This is a genomic window from Niallia sp. FSL R7-0648, assembly GCF_038007005.1.
In the GTDB taxonomy this organism is placed as follows: domain Bacteria; phylum Bacillota; class Bacilli; order Bacillales; family Cytobacillaceae; genus Niallia; species Niallia circulans.
The window spans coordinates 2,026,386-2,047,313 of record NZ_JBBOWE010000001.1; the positions used below are offsets into that span (position 1 = coordinate 2,026,386).

Below are 20,928 nucleotides of genomic sequence, written 5' to 3' on the forward strand. Positions count from 1 at the left end.
TAGCAATAATAATCCCAGCGAAAGAGCGATGTCTCTTCTTAGTTCAACAATCAACAATAAGGAAAATGCAGTCCATTTCTGTAAGGCCAAAACTTAAAGTGACATAACTATTTCATAGGTTATGTAGGATAGAGCAGCCAAGTAAACTCACCGCTCTATAATCTTTTTAAATTATATAGTTTTGCATTAGCCACATCGTTTACACTATTACCATAAAAATTTCCCATTTTTTCTTTCGTTAATTTTTCTAGTGTTTTTACAGCCTTTTGAAATTCTATATCTGTCATTTGCCCAGTAGCAAGAAGGGAGCATAAAATAGCAAAGCCTATTGCTGTCGTATCAATATTTACTTCAACTGCCAAATCAACATCTGAATTTCCACTACTTTTTATAGTGTTAAACGATTCATTATCATTGTTAATTCTATTAAAAGTTTTAGAAAAACCCCAGGACCTTAATCTTTCTTCATTTCGAATAGAATTGTTGTTTTTTTTAACCATATTATCATCCTTTAAATAGTGGGGTACTTATGTACCCCACTTCACTATTACTTAATCAAAATCGATATCTGTGTTTTGGTCTTGATCATTATCTTGATCAGTTTCTTGATCTGCTCTAACACGTGCGTTGCTTCTGCTATTCAAACGGATATCTACACGTGAGTTCCCAGAGTTTGTAACACGAGCAGTATTGGTATTCTTATTTCTAACTTCTGCTTCAGCATCTGAATCTGCATCCGCACGTACATCATTATCTAAGTCAAAATCGTTATCAACATTCACCTCTGTTCTGCCATTATTTCTTCTATTTTTAGAAGAACCCTTAAAGTAACTTTGGTTACCAGCGCTGTCATAATCTCTTCTTGACATTCTATTCACTCCTTTCCTTTTCTTAATTTCAACTTATTCATAATAAGATAAGAAAGCATAGACAATTTCTCTACTGTTATCGCCTTTTTTTTGAGAATTGGTCTTGAATATAAGTAGATAAAGAATAATCAGCATGAAAATAACTATACAATTGTTTTAAATTTGTTGAATTAGTAATACATCCATCATAGAGAACCCAGGGTCTAGGTAAAATGCTAATGACAAAAAAAGATGAAACGTTGAAAATAAGACTAAAATAATAACAACTCAAATCAAAAATAATTCCGCATATTCACTATATGAGTCTTTATATTGGAAGTACTTTTTTTATATTTAATAATTCTATAGTAATTAAATTTTAGTAAAAATAAAGAATAGAAAATATTTACTTTTTTTATAATATTCTTTTTATACTCTTTTTCAACTATGCTTGAAAAATAATATTTTTGGGTAGTATTACTTCATATGAAAGCTTCTCAATAATTTTCATTGTGAGAAAAGCTACAAATTTTATGGAGTAGGAGAAATGATAGATGGAAAATCAGACATTGATGCAATTTTTCGAATGGCATTTAGACGCAGATGGTCAACATTGGAACCGATTAAAAGAAAAAGCAGGAGAATTAAAGGAAGCTGGTATTGATTCCATTTGGATTCCACCTGTGACGAAAGCTGCCTCCAATGAAGACAATGGATATGGCGTTTACGATGTATATGATTTAGGAGAATTTGATCAAAAGGGCAGTATTCGTACAAAATATGGAACGAAAAAAGAATTACTGGAAGCTATTGAGGCATGTCATAATGTCGGAATCCAAGTCTATGTGGATGTGGTAATGAATCATAAAGCAGCAGCTGATGAGAAAGAAACATTTAAAGCAATTGAAGTGAATCCGGAAAATAGAGAAGAAGAGATATCAGAACCACATGATATCGAAGCATGGACAAAATTCACTTTTCCAGGAAGAGGAGATACTTATTCATCCTTTAAGTGGAACTTCCAGCATTTTAACGGAACCGATTATGATAATAAAACAAAAAAAGAAGGGGTATTCCGCATTGTAGGCGATAATAAAATGTGGAATTCAAACGTCGATGATGAATTTGGAAATTATGACTATTTAATGTTTGCAAACATTGACTATAATAATGAGCTTGTCCAAAATGAAATGATTTCATGGGGAAAATGGCTTTACCAAACACTAAATTGTGATGGCTATCGATTAGATGCCATAAAACATATAAACCACGATTTTATAAAAAAATTCGCCACTTCCTTGCTGAAAGAAAAAGACGATTTTTATTTCGTAGGTGAATTTTGGAAAGCTGATCTGCAAGAATGTCAGGAATTTTTAGAGCAAATGGATTACAAAATCGATTTATTTGATGTCCCGCTACACTATAAATTGCACACTGCTTCTATGGAAGGAAGTAACTTTGATTTATCAACGATTTTCGAGGGAACGTTAGTAAAAGAAAATCCTCTTAATTGTGTAACATTTGTTGATAATCATGATACACAGCCAAATGAATCTTTAGAATCATGGGTAGAAGATTGGTTCAAACAAATTGCCTATAGCCTTATTTTACTTCGAAAAGACGGCTATCCAACTATATTTTACGGAGATTATTTTGGAATTGGCGGGGATGCGCCAATAGAAGGAAAAAAGGCAGCCATTGATCCCTTATTATATGTTCGCAAGAAAAAAGCTTACGGCAAACAGGATGACTATTTTGATAATCCAAATATAATTGGCTGGGTTCGCCATGGAGAAGCTGAAATAGAAAAATCCGGTTGTGCTGTTGTCATATCCAATAAGGATGATGGATTCAAGAAAATGTTTGTTGGTGAATCACGAAGGGGAGAAGAATGGATTGACTTTACGAACACAAGAAAAGATCACGTGACAATAGATGAAGATGGATACGGTGAATTTCCTGTTGATGCGAAGAGTGTTTCCGTATGGGGATTAGCTGATTAAAAAGATAGGGCATGTTGTTTTACGCAGCATGCCCCATCTTTTATGAGGAAAAGAATAATTTCATCATTCCTTGATAACCAAAGTACACGCCAAATATAACTAAGGAAGCACCAGAAATAATGGAAATGCCTCTTAAAGTTCCAATTGTAAGAAAACGTCTAAAGCTATTAGTTAAAGCAGCTACAATCAAGTCCCATAAAGTAAGACCAAGAAAAATCATACTGCTGTAGATCAATAAAGAACTAGTCCCATTTTCTTGGGCCGTTTTTGCTAATATCGAGCCATATATACCTAGCCAAAATAAAATAGATAACGGACTAGTTATAGACATGATAAATCCTGTTAAAAAACATTTAAACAAAGAATCTTTTCCTCGAAGGGAATCCAATTTAAGATGTTGGGCACCTACAATACTTTCCATCCCCGTATAAATCAAAACAAAGCCCCCAAATAGCCAGAGAAATATTTGAATGATATCTATTTCAAGAAAATGAACCATTCCTATGTACACCATTATCATAAAAACACCATCTGCAAGCATGGATCCAAAACCAACTATCCAAGCATGCCAAAAACCATTTTTTATTCCTTTGTCAATTCTCGCGGAATTTACTGGACCAATCGGAGCAGCTAATGTAAATCCTAGCAAGATATAGCTAAGTAAGATGGTGACACTGAACATTCGTCTCTCCCACATCCTTTCTTGTACATGCTATGTAAAAGAAAGCGATGATATGTAATTTTAATTAGAAAAATGAAAACTTATTTATAACGAATGAATCACTTCACTATATTAGTAAATACATCCAATAAATAACTAAATATAGATAATCGAGACCGTAAAAAAAAGAATAAACCATCTCGCTGTTCTTCTTTTTTATTTAGCGTTAATAATGGAATTTCTTTTACTTAGTACTTTATTTAGCATATAATAGTATACGCGAAAAAGATTCGAGAACTGATATAAACAAGGAGAATATACATGATAGTAAAAAGTGAACAAGACATTAACGGTTTAAAAGAAATCGGGAAAATCGTAAGCATTATCAGAGAGGAATTAATTAAAAATACAGTACCAGGAGTGACTACAAAAGAATTAGATAATCTAGCTGGAAAGTTATTTGCCGAACATGGTGCGGTTTCTGCTCCCCAAGATATGTATGATTTTCCAGGGTATACTTGTATATCTGTAAATGATGAGGTTGCACATGGAATCCCAGGAGATCGTGTCATTCAAGAAGGTGATTTAGTTAATATTGACGTTTCCGCAAGCAAAAATGGCTATTTTGCTGATACTGGAAAATCCATTGTAGTAGGAAATGGCGATCCTAAGCTTATTAAACTCTGTGAAGTAGCGCAAGAAGCTTTTGAAGAAGGACTTAAATGCTTCAAACCAGGTGCGAAGAAGAATCGAATTGGAAAATTCGTATACAACACAGCAAAAAAGAACGGATTTACGGTAATTAAAAACCTGACAGGACACGGTATTGGAACATCTCTTCACGAGAAACCAGATCATATTCTAAATTATTTTGATTCTTGGGACACAGAATTGCTTCGTGATGGAATGGTTATTGCCTTTGAACCTTTTATATCTACCGGTTCGGAGGAAGTATATGAAGAAAATGACGGCTGGACATTCTCTACCAAAGAAAAAAGCTATGTTGCCCAGTACGAGCACACTGTAATAATTACAAAAGATAAACCAATTATTACAACTTTATAAATAGAAAGAAGCAAGCACTGTTTCAAAATAGAGCATCCGACCATAGACAAACACCTTTAAATTCAAGGTCTTTGCCTGTGGTCTTTTATATTCCTTTTTACTACAACTGTTTACTAAGATAAGAATAAGTATGAATTATTTGTTACGGGGAAGAAGCTGAAAAAGTGCAATTGGAGTTTTTAACATATTCCTTATTATATGTTCAGTTATGAAAAAATTGGTGATACAATGTATTTATATGCTTACGCATACAAATATTGTAAATTAAAAGTTCGAACTAGGGAAAAGCACCGCTCCGTGAAATTCTGATTGGAGTGTTCTTGTATTACTTATTAAATGAAAAGGAGAGTATTTTTTGAAAAAGAAGAAGTTTCTAATCACCTGCTCAGTCTTCCTTATTGTTATTTTTTCCAGTGTTTATGTATATGCTTCGACTCTTTCCATTTCTGGTAAGTCAGACAATGGCATGTGGAAGTATACTTATAAGAAAAATATAGACCCAAGTGAGCCAACAGGCTGGCAGGGTAAATTAAAACAATTAGATAAACAAAAAGTGGAAGTAAAAGAATTAACATTTACGGATAACGATGAGATATTAGCACAAACTGATTCCTTTGTGGAAGGAACAGATATAGATGGGTCAGTCACTACTCTGCATCCTTTTGCTACAGAATTTTATTTAGGGAATAGTCCGGAAAGAGGGCATATTTATAAAATGACTGTAAAATGGCAGAAAGAGGGAGAGACATATGAAGATACTTTCACGATTCATTAAACACTTGAACGATGTAATAGATTAATTTTAATTATAGATTTCATCGTAAACTCCACATTTCTAAACAAACAAGCTCTGTTTTCAAGCAGAGCTTGTTTGTTTAGAAAAATTTAAAATTGACAATGTTTTTTAGAGAGCTCTTAAAACGATAAACGATGAAAGAACCATAATTGCGAATTTAGCGACATTTCCTTCTATTTATATATCCATTGACATTGATGGTCATATCTCGTAACCTAGTACATGTAATTTCATAATAAAATCCTTATCAGCTCGAGATGAGGTAGAGGTCGCGATTTTTATTAGTAAAAAGAGGGAAAGCCAGAGAGCTTATTGATTGCTTTTGAAAGGAAATATCGCCGAAGCACTATTATTCTCTGATAATAGTAGCTGGGTCTGCATACGAATAGGTGCAGAACTGTCATAGGATCTTACTATGATGAACTATCCTGTTATCTGATGGTGTTTTCGAATTTCACACCATTTAAAGGTGTGTTTTTTTTATGCCTTGGAAATAATAAAAATACAATTTATTGTATACAGATATAAGGCTTCAAGTAAATCTCCTATGTCCTAGCATGAGCAAAATACATCATAAAGGAGACAAATATGAACACAAAAGGAAAATTAGGACTGGGGATCTTAATATCCTTAGTCATTGGAAATATGGTTGGCTCAGGAATATTTATGCTGCCACGCTCATTAGCGGAAGTTGCAAGTCCAGCTGGCGTTATTCTTGCATGGTTATTAACCGGATTTGGTGTGTTAGTCACAGCCTTAGTATTTGGAAATTTAGCCATACGCAAACCAAAATTAACAGGTGGACCACAAATTTATGCGAAAGAGTTATTTAAACGAGGATCCAAAAAATCTACTTTATCTGGTTTTATGTCAACATGGGGATATTGGATTGGAAATTTAGCTGGTAATGTTGCCATTATTACTACTTTTGCTGGCTATTTATCCACTTTTTTCCCTATTCTAACAAGTGAAGCAGCATTATTCCATGTTGGCTCTTTTACCCTTTACGTGGGAAATGCGTTAACCTTCCTTGTTTGTACCATTTTATTATGGGGAACCCATTGGATCATTTTAAACGGGCTAGAAAATGCCGGGAAATTAAATATACTTGCTACATCTGCAAAAGTAATCGGTTTTATGCTATTTATTATTATTGCTTTATTTGCATTTGAAACAAGCAATATCCTTCCTTTTGCTGAACCGAAAGTTAATGCAGCAGGTCATTCGGTTGATCTATTCGGACAAATCAACAGTGCAGCTATCACAACATTATGGGCATTTATCGGGGTAGAGTCTGCCGTCGTTTTTGCCTCACGTGCAAAAAAACAGTCAGATGTTAAAAAAGCAACCATTATTGGACTATTAATTGCATTAGCAATCTATATTGGAATTAGTACACTTGTTATGGGAATCCTTTCTCAAAATGAATTAATCGCTTCGCAAAAGCCTTTAATCGATGCAATCGAAGCTGTTCTAGGACCAATTGCCGGTAAAATACTAGCAGCTATCGGATTAATCAGCTTATTTGGCTCTACAATCGGATGGATTATGTTAAGTGCAGAAGTACCTTATGCTGCTGCTAAACAAGGAATTTTTATTCCTGCTTTCTTAAAGGAAAATAAAAAAGGTATTCCAACCTTTTCTTTAGTCGTGACCAATATTTTAGGTCAATTGTTTATTTTCTCCACCGTATCAAGAAGTATTTCGCAGGCATTTGACTTTATCATTTATATTGCCACATTAAGCTATCTTGTTCCTTATTTAATTTCGTCAATCTTCCAATTAAAATTAGTTATTTCAGGAGAAACGTATACTTCCATGAAATCGAGAAGAGTAGACTTTGCTATTGGAATCATTGCAACCATTTATTCTATATGGGTAATTATTGCGGGAACTGCAGATATTAAAACATTTAGCTTCGGAGTACTTTTACTATTAAGCGGAATTCTTTTCTATAACCAATTGAATAAAGGGTCTAAACCAGAATAATACACATATCCGAGCGGCAAAAACCTTGTTTTTACCGCTCAGTTTCTTTTTGTAAAGGATTAAAGTGATTCACTCACTGTACTATCATCCCATTCCACTTCATGCTCTTTCGCAAGTTTATCTAGTTCATTCATATATTGTCGAATTAGTTTACGAGCTTCCTCCAGCATAGCATTTGCCTCTTCTACAAGTGTGATATCCTGTGTTTCTAGCGCTGTAAGTATTTTCACAAATGCATTGTATTGTGTGTCAGCGCCTTCGATATATATTTCATGAATTTCTCTTAATTCCTCTGTTTCCACTTGTACTGAATTCAACTCTTTAATAAATTCATTATAATTGGGAATAACGGTCGTTTGGATTGTATCATACATAGTCCAATCATCCATATAATTAATACCTGAAACTGAATCGTATGCAGAAACAGCCTTTACCTCTAATTCAAATGCTGTTTTCATATCCTCATTTACATATTCAAGTAAATCCTCTCGAACTGGATCGGCTGAACAAGCAGTAATTAAAAACAGAAAGGGTAAAAACAAGATTTTAATAACTTTTTTCACTACTCCACCTCCTTCTCCTTACTGTATGAACGAGTGGAAGTCCACTATGAAAGCTAATTGGAAAAAGATGAGCCTAATTTTTAAAACTATCTTGCAATGCAAAATACTATATGGTAAGATATGTTTAAAGATAGAATCTTGCTATACAATATAGCCGCTATCTTGTTAAACAATATAGCCTGAATAGAAAGGATATATGTCCATGTCAAAAAGTCAGATGTTAAAGGGAGTTTTGGAAGGATGTTTACTTGCGATTATTTCAAAAGGAGAGATTTATGGCTATGAAATGATTGAAAAATTAGAAGCTTATGGATTTACCATGATTAGTGAAGGAAGTATTTATCCTGTACTTTTACGTATGAAAAAGGAAGAGCTTGTTACAGTAGAAACAAAAGCATCTCCATCTGGTCCAAAGCGCAAATATTATTCCCTTTCGGATAAAGGAGCTAAAGTCTTAGATGAATTTGCTGACACGTGGACAGAACTGGCAACAAGTGTACATTGGTTATTAAAAGATATAAGGGAGGAGAAGTAAGTGAAATTATCGAAAGAAGCAGAAACTTTTGTGGAAAATTTACATCTATATTTATTAACAACGGGAAAAAAAGAAAAGGAAATAAAAGAGATTGTCGAAGAATTGACCGATCATTTACAAGAAGCAGAAGCAAATGGAAAGAATATATCGAAAATAACAGGAAATTCCCCGAAAGCATATATGGAAAGTTTAGCAAATGAAATGCAGACGGATTTAATCGAATGGGGGAAACTATTACCACATGTATTTATTAGCTTAATTGCCTATACCTTAATCGGGAAAATTATCTTAGGGGAAAATCAATTATCTTTATTAGTTGGATTAGGTTCTCTATTTATAAGTGTTTTCATGCTTGGGATGTACGTTGTCATATTTCGTTACATTTCATCAAGAAATAGCTCAAATAAAAAAGCATTTGCCTTAATATTTCCCTTACAATTATTGATTATAGGAATGTTTTTTGTGTTAATGTTCTACGGGAATAATTATGGTCCAGTATACATGATTGATACGGTAACTAAACAACTCCTTTTCTTAATTGTTCCTTTTGTTTATTTATGTTGGTTTGCTTGGTGGAGTAAATCATGGGTTGTCTTTTTCCCTGTTATTCTCTATCTTCCAAACCTTCTAGTAAAACCTTTGCCTATGTCAGAAGAGATGAAGACTTTAACATCGTCCATTATTTTCTTTGTTTTCATGTTTGGGTATTTTATCTTGGTAATTTGGCAAGGAAAAAAAGCAAAAAAAAATACTTAATAACCTCTTAAAGCATATCAGAAAAAGATATGCTTTTTTTATAAAAAACAATTGAATATTAATTCATAATAATGTATAAATATAATTATGAAGATTCGGCGATTAAAGGGGAAAAGAACCATGAAATATTTTATAACAGAAGAGCTGCCATCATTCACAAAGTTTGCTCAATTACATGAGGACAGCGGTTTATTAAATAACAAAAAAGGAAACTATACCAGGGAGCAGTTGTATGAAGCAGCAAAAAACAGCTGGTATTCTGTTTCTATTTATAATGATAATGATAAAAAACTTATCGCCTTTGGTCGTATGATATCAGATGGAGTATATCAAGCATTAATTTGTGATGTAATGGTTGATCCTAATGAGCAGGGCAAAGGATTGGGGAAGCAAATAATCGAAAAGCTTGTATCTAAATGCCAACAATCAGGTATTCAATCCATTCAATTATTTTCGGCTAAAGGAAAACATCCCTTTTATAAAAAATTAGGATTCATAGAAAGAGAACAAGACGCTCCTGGCATGTCTCTCCATCTTTAAAAACCGCATTTTGGATGTGGTTTTTTATTTTTTCTTGTGCATATCCAACCTTATTCTGGTAACACTATTTACGTACATAAGGTGGAGGCATGTAAAGAAGAAGTACAATCACTTTTTTCTAGAAAAAGTCTGACCCAATAGATAAAGTCATCCGCTCGATTAAAACCAGCAAACCGAAGAACTCTTATCAATATTGATCTAATTTCCTTTCCTTGTTACTTACAACAAGTTACATAGTTTAAAAAAATTTCTTCCATTTGATATCTTTAAAAATATGTTTTCATTCCTATACCAGAATTTGCATGTATATAAATAGGTTAACCAAGAAATTAATGGGTAAAAGTAAATAGACAAAAGCATGTAATACACTTAATATTTCATGCTTTTGTTCGTATCATGTAAGTTTTTTGGGAAGGATAGTAAAAAAATAATACAGTAACCCCAATATTTATTTAAATAGTTATACCCATCATTTACTTCCAATAGCATGAATTAGCATATATTGGATACAACTAATAATGACTAAATACTAGGAGGTTATTTTTTTGGCAGAGAAAAAAGATATGAATAATGAAAAGGGGCAAGATCAGGATCGAGAAACCTTAACAACAAGACAAGGACATCCTGTATTAGATAACCAAAACATCCGTACTATTGGGAATCGCGGCCCTGCTACACTTGAGAATTACCACTTTATTGAAAAGATCTCCCATTTTGATCGTGAAGAAGTGCCAGAGCGTGTCGTACATGCACGAGGCTCTGGAGCATTTGGTTATTTTGAAACTTACGGAAAAGTAGGAAATGAGCCGGTAGAAAAGTATACTCGTGCAAAAGTATTTTCCGGAGCAGGGAAGAAGACACCATTGATGGTTCGTTTTTCTACTGTTGCTGGGGCGAAGGATTCACCTGAAACAGCACGCGATCCACGTGGATTTGCTGTAAAAATGTATACTGAAGATGGAAACTGGGATTTGGTTGGAAATAACCTTAAGATATTCTTTATTCGTGATGCCATGAAGTTTCCAGATATGATACATGCCTTTAAAGCAGATCCAGTTTCAAACGTACCAAACCCACAACGTATGTTTGATTTTGTTTCCCGCACTCCTGAGGCTACACATATGATAACCTTCCTCTTCTCACCATGGGGTATTCCAGCTACATATCGTCATATGCAGGGTTCTGGGGTAAACACTTATAAATGGGTAAATGAACAAGGTGAAGCAGTATTAGTAAAATACCATTGGGAACCAAAACAAGGCATTCGCAATTTGACGCAAGAGGAAGCAGAATCTATTCAAGCCAAGAACGTTGGCCATGCGACACAAGACTTATATGAAGCAATCGAGCGTGGTGATTATCCAGAATGGGAGCTTTACGTGCAAATAATGGAGGATGATTATCATCCAGAACTAGATTTTGATCCTCTCGATGATACGAAGCTTTGGCCAGAAGATAAATTCCCATGGTTGCCAGTTGGGCGTATGGTCCTCGATCGTAATCCGGTCGATTTCCATACCGAAATTGAGCAAGCTGCTTTCGGTACTGGTGTACTTGTAGATGGAATGGATTTTTCTGACGATAAGATGTTACAAGGGCGCACCTTCTCTTACTCTGATACTCAACGCTATCGTGTTGGTGCAAATTATCTGAAAGTACCAGTAAACGCACCAAAAGCACCTGTGCGCACAAATCAACATCGCGGCCAAATGGATGTACGTGATCCGAAAGAATCTGGGGAAAACCCACATATCAACTATGAACCATCTATGCTTGGTGGTTTTAAAGAGGCAGGGAAAGAAGAGCGGGTACCTCATCAGCCGACCTATAATGCTGCGGCGATGAGTGCACCAATAGACCGACCTAATAACTATGGACAAGCTGGTCACACATACAGAAGCTTTGAAGATTGGGAGCGCGAAGAATTAATAAAAAACCTATCGGAAGCACTGGCAATCTGTGATAAAAAAATTCAAGATGCGATGATTGAACACTTTACACAAGCAGATGAAGATTATGGCCGCCGTGTGAAAGAGGGCATCGAAACGAAAATGAAAGAGATGAAAGAAACGGCAAAGGATAATGTTCCAGGGCGTGAAGCAGGTCAATCAAAATATGGGCAAGGAACAATAGATGCCAATGAAGCAACAAAAGATGCAGTGAAGAAAAGCCATGAAGCTGACCCTTATTAATAAGTGGAATGGTAGATAAAAAGGTAGCTACTAAAAGTTCTTATTAAGTTGATGGGAGACACATTTAAAATTGTGTCTCCTTTTTGGTATTTTTAGGCCTGTTAACCACCAATTTCACAATCCTTAGTGGCAATTATATTCCATAAAGTTCTTATGTGCCAACCACATCAATCATTCTTTTCCTCTATAATAACATTAATTGACATCCCTTATGAAATATGATATTTAATTAATAGATTAGCACTCATCACATTTAAGTGCTAATATTATTACATAAGATAAAGAAGAAAGGGTGCAGGAAAATTGATCGAAACGAAAGAATTTAAAGCGGAATCCAAACGTTTATTAGAAATGATGATCAACTCCATCTATTCGCAGCGGGAAGTATTCTTACGTGAGTTAATTTCAAATGCTAGTGATGCAATTGATAAAATTTATTATAAAGCTTTAACAGATGACTCTATTAATTTTGAAAAAGATAATTATTTTATTAAAATTACTGCTAATAAAGAAAACCGTACGTTAACCATTTCTGATACTGGTATTGGAATGACAAAGGAAGAATTAGAAGCAAATTTAGGTACAATTGCTAAAAGTGGTTCCCTTGCTTTCAAAATGGAAAATGAAGCGAAGGATGGCCATGATATTATTGGGCAATTCGGTGTAGGTTTCTATGCAGCGTTTATGGTCGCAGATGAAGTAACCGTTATTACTAAATCACTGAATAGTGATACAGCTTATAAATGGATGTCAAAAGGTGCTGATGGTTATACCATTGAAGAAACGGAGAAATCAACAATCGGTACCGATATTATCCTTACAATTAAAGAAAATGCAGAAGAAGAGCAGTATGATGAATTTTTAGAAGAATATCGTTTAAAATCGATTATTAAAAAATACTCTGACTTTATCCGTTACCCAATTAAAATGGATGTAACGACAAGTAAGCTAAAAGAAGGCACAGAAAATGAGTATGAAGAAGTTAGCGAAGAACAAGTCATTAACAGTATGGTTCCCATTTGGAAAAAGAATAAAAATGAGTTAACAGAAGAAGACTATCAAAATTTCTATGAAGAAAAACGTTATGGCTATGATAAGCCATTGAAGCATATTCATGTTAGTGTAGACGGAGCAATTCGTTATAATGCAATACTTTACATTCCTGAAAAAACACCGTTTGATTATTATTCTAAAGAGTATGAAAAAGGCCTAGAGCTCTATTCAAATGGTGTCTTAATTATGGAGAAATGCGCGGACTTGCTGCCAGATTACTTTAGTTTTGTCAAAGGGATGGTTGATTCTGAAGATTTATCCCTTAACATTTCAAGAGAAATGCTGCAGCATGATCGTCAATTAAAACGGATTGAAAAGAACTTAACAAAGAAAATTAAGAGCCAGCTCCTCAGCCTTTTAAAGGATGAAAGAGAAAAGTATGAATCCTTCTATAACTCCTTTGGAAGACAAATCAAATTCGGAGTCTACAATGATTTCGGGATGAATAAAGAAATGTTACAGGATCTTCTCTTATTCTATTCATCTAAAGAGAAAAAACTAGTATCATTAGATGAATATGTAGAAAGAATGCCAGAAGATCAAAAATTCATTTATTATGCAGCTGGTGACTCGATTGATCGTATCGAAAAACTTCCACAAACAGAATTAGTAGCAGATAAAGGCTTTGAAATTCTTTATTTAACAGATGATATTGATGAATTTGCGATAAAAATGATTGCAGCATATAAAGAGAAGGAATTTAAATCTGTATCAAGTGGAGATTTAGGACTTGATCAAGAGGAAGAAAAAGAGGAAAAAGAAGTAACGGAAGAGAACAAAGCGTTGTTTGATTACATGAAGGAGATTCTCTCTGGCAAAGTCAAAAACGTAAAAGTGTCTACCCGCTTAAAATCACATCCTGTATGCTTAACTGCAGAAGGGGAAGTTTCGATTGAAATGGAAAAAGTGTTAAGTATGATGCCGGACAATCAAAATATCAAAGCAGACAAAGTGTTAGAAATTAATAAAAATCATGAAATTTTCCAATCATTAAAAGAGGCTTATGAAAAGGACAAAGATAAAGTGGCTCTTTATACAAACCTTTTATATAATCAAGCCCTATTGATTGAAGGTCTGTCTATTGAAGATCCTGTCGAATTTACGAATAATATTTGTAAATTAATGAAATAAGAAAAAAAAGCGGCTGGGACTAAGTTTTCCAACCAAGATAAACTCGAACGATTATACGGAGAATACTAAGAGGATTTTCGGTAATCGTTTGAGTTTTCTTTATTTTAAGAAAGGAGTTTGGAGGAATCGTCTGCAAACTGAAAACACTTCTTTTACCATGGAGCGAGCGCCGAGCCGCTTCGATTTTTAACCTATTTACTTCTTCGCCTATTTCAAATCTAAACATCATCCCCATACTTACAAATTTATATTTTACTAATTAAAACGAAAACGCTATACTTATAAAAAAACTATCAGAGATGGGGAACAATATTATGGCAGAATTAAAAGGAATAGAGATCTTGACGATTGAAAAAAATTCCTTTGTCATTCACCCAACCCTTATATGGGATGAAAAACAAACCTTATTAATCGATACAGGAATGCCTGGGTTTATGGAAGATATAAATGTAGTGATGGCTAAAGCAAATAAATCCTTGGAGGACTTAACGGGAATTTTGTTAACACACCAAGACATTGATCATATAGGTAGCTTACCAGAGATATTAACCGCTTGTACGCAGTATTTAACAATTTACGCACATGAAGGAGATATACCTTTTATTGAAGGGGATATACCTTTATTAAAAGCAAATCCTGATAATTTTAGCGAAAAAGAATGGGAATCACTTCCTGATCCATTTAAATTTATTTATCTCCATCCACCAAAGGCAAAAGTTACTGCTTCTCTACATGATAACCAACTATTAGACATAGATGGAGGTATAGAGATTATTCATACACCTGGACATACGCCAGGACATATCAGCCTGTTTCATAAAAGATCCGGTACTTTAGTTGCTGGAGATGCCTTACTTGCTGAAGATGGCCGATTACAGCATCCAGATCCAGTAAACACACCAAATATGGAGCTTGCGATTCAATCCCTAAAAAAGCTTTTAGCTTATCCGATTAAACAAATAGTTTGCTTTCATGGAGGAATGGTTACAGAAAATATCCAAGAGCAATTAGAAGGTTTGGTTCAATCGAAAGCTCTTTAAGTAGTGCACTATTAGAAATGATCCTAAAATTGCCTTATATAATGTTAGGAGACATTTCTAATAGTCACTTTTCATTTCAAATAGTCTATTATTTAGACAACTTTTCTCTATATAGTAAAGGAATTGATTCTGCTGGAGAATAAAAGAAACAGCTGCAATTATAAAAAGAACTGAATTCCCCGAATCCCAAAATATCCTCCAAATAGAATAAGAATAAGTCCAGAAATTCTACTAACAATAGTGATTAGCTGTTCAGATACGACATTTCGGAAAAAACTAGCCAGTACAGATACGGTAATATCCCAAATCGCTACGCCAAATAACATGCATCCCGTGTATAGAAGTACCGTACTTGTACTAAAATTATGTATAGTAGAGGCTAAAATAGATCCATATATTCCTAGCCAGAAGATAATCGATAGCGGATTCATAATACTCATCAGTAATCCAGTAACAAATGACCGAAACATAGAATTATTGTCTTTACCACTCCTTGATATAGTGCTAGTTTTAGTCATGATACCTTCTATCCCTGTATATATGAGGACAAATGCACCGAACAACCAAAGAAAAGTTTGAACAATTGGGATATTAGCCAATTTTGCTACGCCAAAGTATACGAGAATGATAAAAAATACATCACCTAGGAGAGAACCTAACGACAGAACCCACGCATGATGAAATCCATATCTAAGCCCTCTGTTTATAACAGCAGCATTCACTGGTCCTATCGGCGCTGCTAAAGACAAACCCAAGGCAATATAATATAAAATACTATCCATAAAGATCCTCCTAATATAAACGTCTATAATTAACGTATTCAATAAGGAGAGCATGTACCACATTTTTAGAAAACTTTTTTCTATTTATAATAGAATTGTATATTTGGCAAAAAACAAAATGAAATAGTCCATACTTCTCTTGAAAAAGAGGAAATCTTTTAATAATAGACTGACAATGATATAATAATTTTAAAAAAGAAAATACAGAAAATACCTATTTGCCTATAATTATTTTTGGTAGGGGACATAACCATGAATGTAAATGATACGCCATCTCTTGATTTTTTTCGTATACTTGTTGAACATGTAAGTGACTGGATATGGCAATTAAACGAACATTGGCAATTTACGTATTCCAATTCAATTGTTGAGGAGATATTAGGTTACTCATAAAACCATGTCTGAATTAATAGAATTCCAGAATGAAAGCCATTCATTTGCTTTACTATTTATAGACATTGATGACTTTAAACAAATAAATGATTCATTAGGGCACAAATACGGTGATCGAGCATTAAAACTCCTTGCAGCGAGAATGAAAGGTTCAATAAGAGAAACTGATTTTTTATGTCGTTTGGGTGGAGATGAATTTATTCTTATCATTAAGGATATGAATACAGAACATGAATTAGAAAATTACGCTAAGAGATTACTTGCTATTTTTAATCATCCTCTTCGAATGGACAATAAACTTTATTCTATTTCTTGCAGTATCGGTATCAGTATCTATCCATATCATGGGAGGGATATCGAAACATTAATGCAAAACGCTGATAAAATTATGTATCAAATGAAAAAATCAGGAAAAAACGGCTATCAAATTACTAAACAATAAAAAATTGAATTCAAAGGCAATGTCTTTGAATCTTTTTCTTCATAGGTATAAGGACTCAACATTAAAACTATCCTTAATTAATTTCGATTATTCTTGGAAAAATCAATTGACAACACGGCTGTTTGCAACTATTTTCATATAATAAAAGTTGCAAAATTATCCCAACTCATCTAACTATTGAAGGATTTTGTAGAATATCATCGAAAAATAATGAAAAAGAATGTATAATAGATACTTAGGAAACTAGATTCTGAAAGAGGGAGGATCTTTAAAATGGAATGGACACTAGCCATATTGTTTATTGCAGCAGCCATTTTGCTCATTACTTCCGTAATTAAAGCAAAACAAACGTCAAAATCAGAGCAACGTGAAATAGATGTAATTCACCTTTCTGTGATGGAAGAAATAGCACAGTTGCAAAAACAAATACGCCATCTTGAGTTGGACATAGAAATATTAGAAAAACAAACAGGCGTTCAGCTAGCTTCTAAAGACCGAATGGTTTTACGAGAAGTGCTTGACTTGCATAGACGTAAGTATTCAGTTGAAACAATTGCAGCTCAAAAAAAGCTTACTCAAGCTGAAGTAGAAGAAATGTTAGCTCCTTACTTAACTGGAAAAGAGGAAAGGAGAAGTGTTTTACAATGAAGCCATCAATAATTACAAGTTTCGCAGCGGGAGTTCTTTTAGCAACTTCTGTTAGCGGCATTGTCTATTTTTCTACGAAGGATGATACAGCGAATGCTGAAACAAACAATAATGTCCAAAAAGTAGATAAAGTAGCAAGTGATGCAGCAAATACGCCAACTGTTGAAGAAATGAAAGATATCTTAACAAGCAGTGGTTATGTTGTACAAACTTCTGAAGAAGCAAAGAAAAAAGAAGATGATGTAAAGAAACAAGCATCTGAATCTAATACTTCTGAAGAAAAGAAAGATGACAAAAAAGAAGAAGATAAGAAAAAAGAGGAAGTTAAAACAGTTACTGTTACAGTTTCAAGTGGTATGACTAGTTATGATGTAGGAAGCATTTTACATGATGAAAAAATCATTAAAGAAACCGCCTTGCAATTCTCGCAAAAAGTAGATAAAAAAGGCGTAGCAGAATACTTAAGGCTGGGATCGTTTAAAATTAAAAGCGATATGTCAACCGACGAAATTATTTCCACTATCTTCAAAAAACGAAGCTAACTTATAAAAGCTTGTCCGAAGTATTCCTTTGGACAAGCTTTTATTGTTTATGAAACAATTTTTCATATGGAAGTTTTCTTTTTTTAGATTGATTTCCCAAGCTATTTTTTACAAGCTTCATAATCTATATAGAAGGGAGAATCAGAGAATGCAAAAGAAAAGAAGGAAAACGATTAAACTATGTCTGCCTGGCGGTTATCGATATTGCGGTCCCGGCTGCAGTGGTCCTGGTGCACCTATCAATTATGTTGACTCCTGTTGCCAAAGGCATGATCAATGTGTAGAGACATATGGTTCTTGTCGCTATTGTGACGAAAAATTACTTCATTGTGTCCAATCAAAATCTAGAGAACGAAATCAAGAAGGGAAGACTGCCAGACTTATCTCTGATTTCATGCGATTTCGACTTGAAATCAATGGCGGATGGAGAGGCAGACACTTATAACTTCCTATAACGCGACTTCGAAAAATTATTATGGGATTTCCAAATTTCTAGATTTAAAAAACGAACATCTTACTTTCCGAATTATTCGTTAGTAAGATGTCCATTTTTTAATGTTTCCACAATACATCTGTCAGGTTGCTGTCAAATAGATTAGTATCTATATTACATGTTTCATCATTAATACCATATTGCCATCCATATGCAAGCGACTCTTCCGGTGCATCCACTTTAAATTCGGGGGCATCTTCTTCTGTAGTTATCCCAATATTAGGAGAGGCAGACCATAGAAATGTATTATCTTTTATTTCCGCTTTGTTTTTTACAGCTTGATTAAAGGAAGCAGTTAACGCTTCATCTTTATCAAAAATACCATAAATAGCAGGCTCATAGGTAGATTTACTAACTTCGGCATACCATCCTTCTATAAAGGCGGCATCCACAGGATAATTGGGTTCTATGTCCGCAAAAATGGCGACACCATCTGGAGCTTCAAGCTCCTTAGCCAACTCAATTGCCTTCTTTGCTTCACTTACACCATTATCATATCCTGTTGCGTCTGTAAACCCATTATATATGAGTAAGATATCCGCTTCATTGGAATGAATTAAATCGACTTGATCTGCCGTTAAGCCATGAGAAACACCTTCATTTGTTCCTAGATAGCGCGCAATCACTTTAGGATCTCCAAAGTTATCTCTTACACAAGCAAGAAAATCCTCTGTTGTTTCACTAGCAGAATCAATTCCCCATAAATAGGATGTTTCTTCCTTGTTGTCCTTATTTCCGTTTGATTCGTTCCCGTCGTTTTCTTTCTTACCATTATCTTCTTTATTATTCTCGTTATTGTTTGTATCCCCATTTTCATTATTGGATGATTCTTTCTTTCCATTGGTATTAACTTCATTGGAGACATTAACATCCACATTTAAATCTAAATCATTCAATATATTATTCGCTAGCTCTGCTTTGTTACTAGAGAGAATATTATTCGTAATATTATTATTTGTCGTACCATTTATCTGACCTTTTAACAAGTTTTCAATAGTATTATTAATAGTGACAGATGCTTCTTTTTCTGTTTTATTATCAATGCTATTGTCAATAGCAGCATCCTTATCTTCTAAGTCATTTTTCACCTTATTTTCAATTGTTGCTTTAGATTCGCCACCAACTATATTCTGGATGTTATTTGTTACTGAAATATTAATATTGCCTGGAGCGCTTTCTGTTGTGGCATTACTCTCGGAATTGAGTGAATTGCCTTGCTCTTTATCTGCTTCCACTTTATTTGTTTGAAAAAGCAAAACAGTAACAATTCCAGAAAAAAGAATCAAGAAAGTAGCAGCTGCTATAAGAAGGTATTTCTTCCAATCCATTCTGTCACACCTTTCCTAATTTACTTACTTTATAAAGTATGTAAATTAGAGAATTTGGGTGTGGGCTATTTTTGGATTGAAATATCTCTTCATTTCAGCAAACAGAAGGCTTAGAGTGTTAGGTAAAGTGAGGCTTAAGAATATCTTTTAAAATAGCAGCACTTTGCTGAAATTTTTCTTGTTCATCTAAAGCTAATTCCAACTCGATAACTTCTCGTATTCCCTCTCTATTTATAACGGCGGGAACACCAATATAGACATCCTTTTCCCCATATTGGCCATCCAAATAGGCAGAAACCGTTAATACACTATTTTCATTACTTAAAATTGCTTTTGTTATCCGTACAAGTCCCATCGCAATCCCATAATAGGTTGCACCTTTTCCTTCAATGATCTTGTAAGCCGCATCCCGAACATTCACAAAAATATTATCTAAATCTTCCATTTTATAATGAGCAGCTCTTTTCATTAACTTATAAACTGGAATACCAGCAACATCTGCCGCACTGTAGACAGGAAGTTCACTGTCCCCATGTTCTCCAATAATATAGGCATGAACGCTAGTAGGAGCAACTTTAAAATAATCTCCTAGTAAATAGCGAAATCTTGCGGTATCCAGTATCGTACCAGAGCCAATGACTTGATTTTTCGGCAAACCACTATAGCGCCAAGTAGCATAGGTTAGAATATCTACTGGGTTTGTAGCAACTAAAAATATTCCATGAAATCCACTTGCCATTACTTGTTCGACAATGGATTTAAAGATTTTTAAATTCTTTTCCACTAAATCAAGACGGGTTTCTCCTGGTTTTTGATTGGCTCCTGCACATATGACAACTAAATCCATTTCAGCACAATCTTTATATTCCCCATATTTAATACTAATTGGATTAGGGGCAAATACCTTGCCATGATTCAAATCCATCACATCGCCAAATGCTTTGTCCTTATTTAGATCAATTAATAATAATTCATCTACAATTCCTTGATTCATTAAAGCAAAGGCATAGCTAGATCCAACAAATCCAGCGCCAATTAAAGCTACGCGACTAACTTTATTACTTAGCATTTTCTACTCCCCTTTAAAACTATTTATTAAATAGCGTTTGTCTATCCCTTGCGAATTAT

21 protein-coding genes and 1 riboswitch are annotated in these 20,928 nt (G+C 34.2%); of the genes, 14 read left to right on the forward strand and 7 right to left on the reverse strand.

What is annotated here, in order from left to right; genetic code table 11:
- Positions 1-155 precede the first annotated feature (155 nt).
- Positions 156-500: a hypothetical protein gene (locus NSQ89_RS09690; protein ID WP_235844415.1), complete on the reverse strand. Its 345-nt coding sequence runs from the start codon at positions 498-500 to the stop codon at positions 156-158.
- Positions 501-551: 51 nt separating this feature from the next.
- On the reverse strand, positions 552-878 hold the full coding sequence (locus NSQ89_RS09695) for a hypothetical protein (RefSeq protein WP_341132551.1): 327 nt from the start codon (positions 876-878) through the stop codon (positions 552-554).
- A gap of 524 nt (positions 879-1,402) precedes the next feature.
- Between NSQ89_RS09695 and NSQ89_RS09700 the strand changes: the two genes are divergently transcribed.
- Positions 1,403-2,851: an alpha-amylase gene (locus NSQ89_RS09700; protein ID WP_047944624.1), complete on the forward strand. Its 1,449-nt coding sequence runs from the start codon at positions 1,403-1,405 to the stop codon at positions 2,849-2,851.
- A gap of 40 nt (positions 2,852-2,891) precedes the next feature.
- Here NSQ89_RS09700 and NSQ89_RS09705 read toward each other — a convergent pair whose 3' ends face one another.
- Positions 2,892-3,533, reverse strand: a complete 642-nt coding sequence (locus NSQ89_RS09705; protein ID WP_095257273.1) for a LysE family transporter — start codon at positions 3,531-3,533, stop codon at positions 2,892-2,894.
- A gap of 300 nt (positions 3,534-3,833) precedes the next feature.
- Between NSQ89_RS09705 and map the strand changes: the two genes are divergently transcribed.
- The 3 genes from map (at position 3,834) to NSQ89_RS09720 (ending at position 7,362) form a co-directional block, all read left to right on the forward strand.
- Positions 3,834-4,577 carry a type I methionyl aminopeptidase gene (gene map / locus NSQ89_RS09710; protein ID WP_095320109.1) on the forward strand — a complete coding sequence of 248 codons (744 nt, stop codon included), beginning with the start codon at positions 3,834-3,836 and terminating at the stop codon, positions 4,575-4,577.
- A gap of 355 nt (positions 4,578-4,932) precedes the next feature.
- Entirely contained in the window at positions 4,933-5,352 is a 420-nt protein-coding gene (locus NSQ89_RS09715) for a hypothetical protein (protein ID WP_047944621.1), read from the forward strand.
- 276 nt (positions 5,353-5,628) lie between these two features.
- A riboswitch (Lysine riboswitch) is annotated at positions 5,629-5,807 on the forward strand.
- 154 nt (positions 5,808-5,961) lie between these two features.
- Positions 5,962-7,362 carry an amino acid permease gene (locus NSQ89_RS09720; RefSeq protein WP_341132552.1) on the forward strand — a complete coding sequence of 467 codons (1,401 nt, stop codon included), beginning with the start codon at positions 5,962-5,964 and terminating at the stop codon, positions 7,360-7,362.
- A 59-nt stretch (positions 7,363-7,421) separates the two neighbouring features.
- On the opposite strand, the gene NSQ89_RS09725 is transcribed toward NSQ89_RS09720, so the two are convergent.
- Positions 7,422-7,925, reverse strand: a complete 504-nt coding sequence (locus tag NSQ89_RS09725) for a hypothetical protein (RefSeq protein ID WP_095257272.1) — start codon at positions 7,923-7,925, stop codon at positions 7,422-7,424.
- A 202-nt stretch (positions 7,926-8,127) separates the two neighbouring features.
- Here NSQ89_RS09725 and NSQ89_RS09730 point away from each other — a divergent pair, with 202 nt between their 5' ends.
- The 6 genes from NSQ89_RS09730 to NSQ89_RS09755 all read left to right on the forward strand — a co-directional run bounded on the left by NSQ89_RS09730 (position 8,128) and on the right by NSQ89_RS09755 (position 15,172).
- Positions 8,128-8,460 (forward strand): PadR family transcriptional regulator, encoded by a 333-nt coding sequence (locus NSQ89_RS09730; protein ID WP_047944618.1) that lies wholly within the window; start codon positions 8,128-8,130, stop codon positions 8,458-8,460.
- Positions 8,461-9,216, forward strand: coding sequence for a DUF1129 family protein (locus tag NSQ89_RS09735; protein ID WP_341132553.1), 756 nt, complete (start codon positions 8,461-8,463; stop codon positions 9,214-9,216).
- Positions 9,217-9,336: 120 nt separating this feature from the next.
- On the forward strand, positions 9,337-9,756 hold the full coding sequence (locus NSQ89_RS09740; RefSeq protein WP_061796118.1) for a GNAT family N-acetyltransferase: 420 nt from the start codon (positions 9,337-9,339) through the stop codon (positions 9,754-9,756).
- A 563-nt stretch (positions 9,757-10,319) separates the two neighbouring features.
- Complete coding sequence (locus NSQ89_RS09745; RefSeq protein ID WP_235850031.1) at positions 10,320-11,948, forward strand: catalase; 1,629 nt, start codon at positions 10,320-10,322, stop codon at positions 11,946-11,948.
- A gap of 306 nt (positions 11,949-12,254) precedes the next feature.
- On the forward strand, positions 12,255-14,132 hold the full coding sequence (gene htpG / locus NSQ89_RS09750; RefSeq protein WP_082138447.1) for a molecular chaperone HtpG: 1,878 nt from the start codon (positions 12,255-12,257) through the stop codon (positions 14,130-14,132).
- 314 nt (positions 14,133-14,446) lie between these two features.
- Positions 14,447-15,172 carry an MBL fold metallo-hydrolase gene (locus NSQ89_RS09755; protein WP_047940677.1) on the forward strand — a complete coding sequence of 242 codons (726 nt, stop codon included), beginning with the start codon at positions 14,447-14,449 and terminating at the stop codon, positions 15,170-15,172.
- A 158-nt stretch (positions 15,173-15,330) separates the two neighbouring features.
- On the opposite strand, the gene NSQ89_RS09760 is transcribed toward NSQ89_RS09755, so the two are convergent.
- Positions 15,331-15,954 carry a LysE family translocator gene (locus NSQ89_RS09760; RefSeq protein ID WP_047940676.1) on the reverse strand — a complete coding sequence of 208 codons (624 nt, stop codon included), beginning with the start codon at positions 15,952-15,954 and terminating at the stop codon, positions 15,331-15,333.
- 397 nt (positions 15,955-16,351) lie between these two features.
- On the opposite strand from NSQ89_RS09760, the gene NSQ89_RS09765 reads away from it, so the two are divergent.
- From NSQ89_RS09765 to NSQ89_RS09780, 4 genes are all read left to right on the forward strand, one after another.
- Entirely contained in the window at positions 16,352-16,789 is a 438-nt protein-coding gene (locus NSQ89_RS09765) for a diguanylate cyclase domain-containing protein (RefSeq protein ID WP_053215580.1), read from the forward strand.
- 273 nt (positions 16,790-17,062) lie between these two features.
- Complete coding sequence (locus NSQ89_RS09770) at positions 17,063-17,437, forward strand: hypothetical protein (protein ID WP_047940673.1); 375 nt, start codon at positions 17,063-17,065, stop codon at positions 17,435-17,437.
- Positions 17,434-17,979 (forward strand): hypothetical protein, encoded by a 546-nt coding sequence (locus NSQ89_RS09775; protein WP_047940672.1) that lies wholly within the window; start codon positions 17,434-17,436, stop codon positions 17,977-17,979. Before NSQ89_RS09770 ends, NSQ89_RS09775 begins: the two co-directional genes overlap by 4 nt.
- A gap of 148 nt (positions 17,980-18,127) precedes the next feature.
- Positions 18,128-18,424, forward strand: coding sequence for a Parvovirus coat protein VP1-like protein (locus NSQ89_RS09780; RefSeq protein WP_095320116.1), 297 nt, complete (start codon positions 18,128-18,130; stop codon positions 18,422-18,424).
- A gap of 107 nt (positions 18,425-18,531) precedes the next feature.
- On the opposite strand, the gene NSQ89_RS09785 is transcribed toward NSQ89_RS09780, so the two are convergent.
- On the reverse strand, positions 18,532-19,800 hold the full coding sequence (locus NSQ89_RS09785) for a glycoside hydrolase domain-containing protein (RefSeq protein ID WP_341132554.1): 1,269 nt from the start codon (positions 19,798-19,800) through the stop codon (positions 18,532-18,534).
- A gap of 118 nt (positions 19,801-19,918) precedes the next feature.
- Positions 19,919-20,869, reverse strand: a complete 951-nt coding sequence (locus NSQ89_RS09790; protein ID WP_047940670.1) for an L-lactate dehydrogenase — start codon at positions 20,867-20,869, stop codon at positions 19,919-19,921.
- Positions 20,870-20,928: the final 59 nt, after the last annotated feature.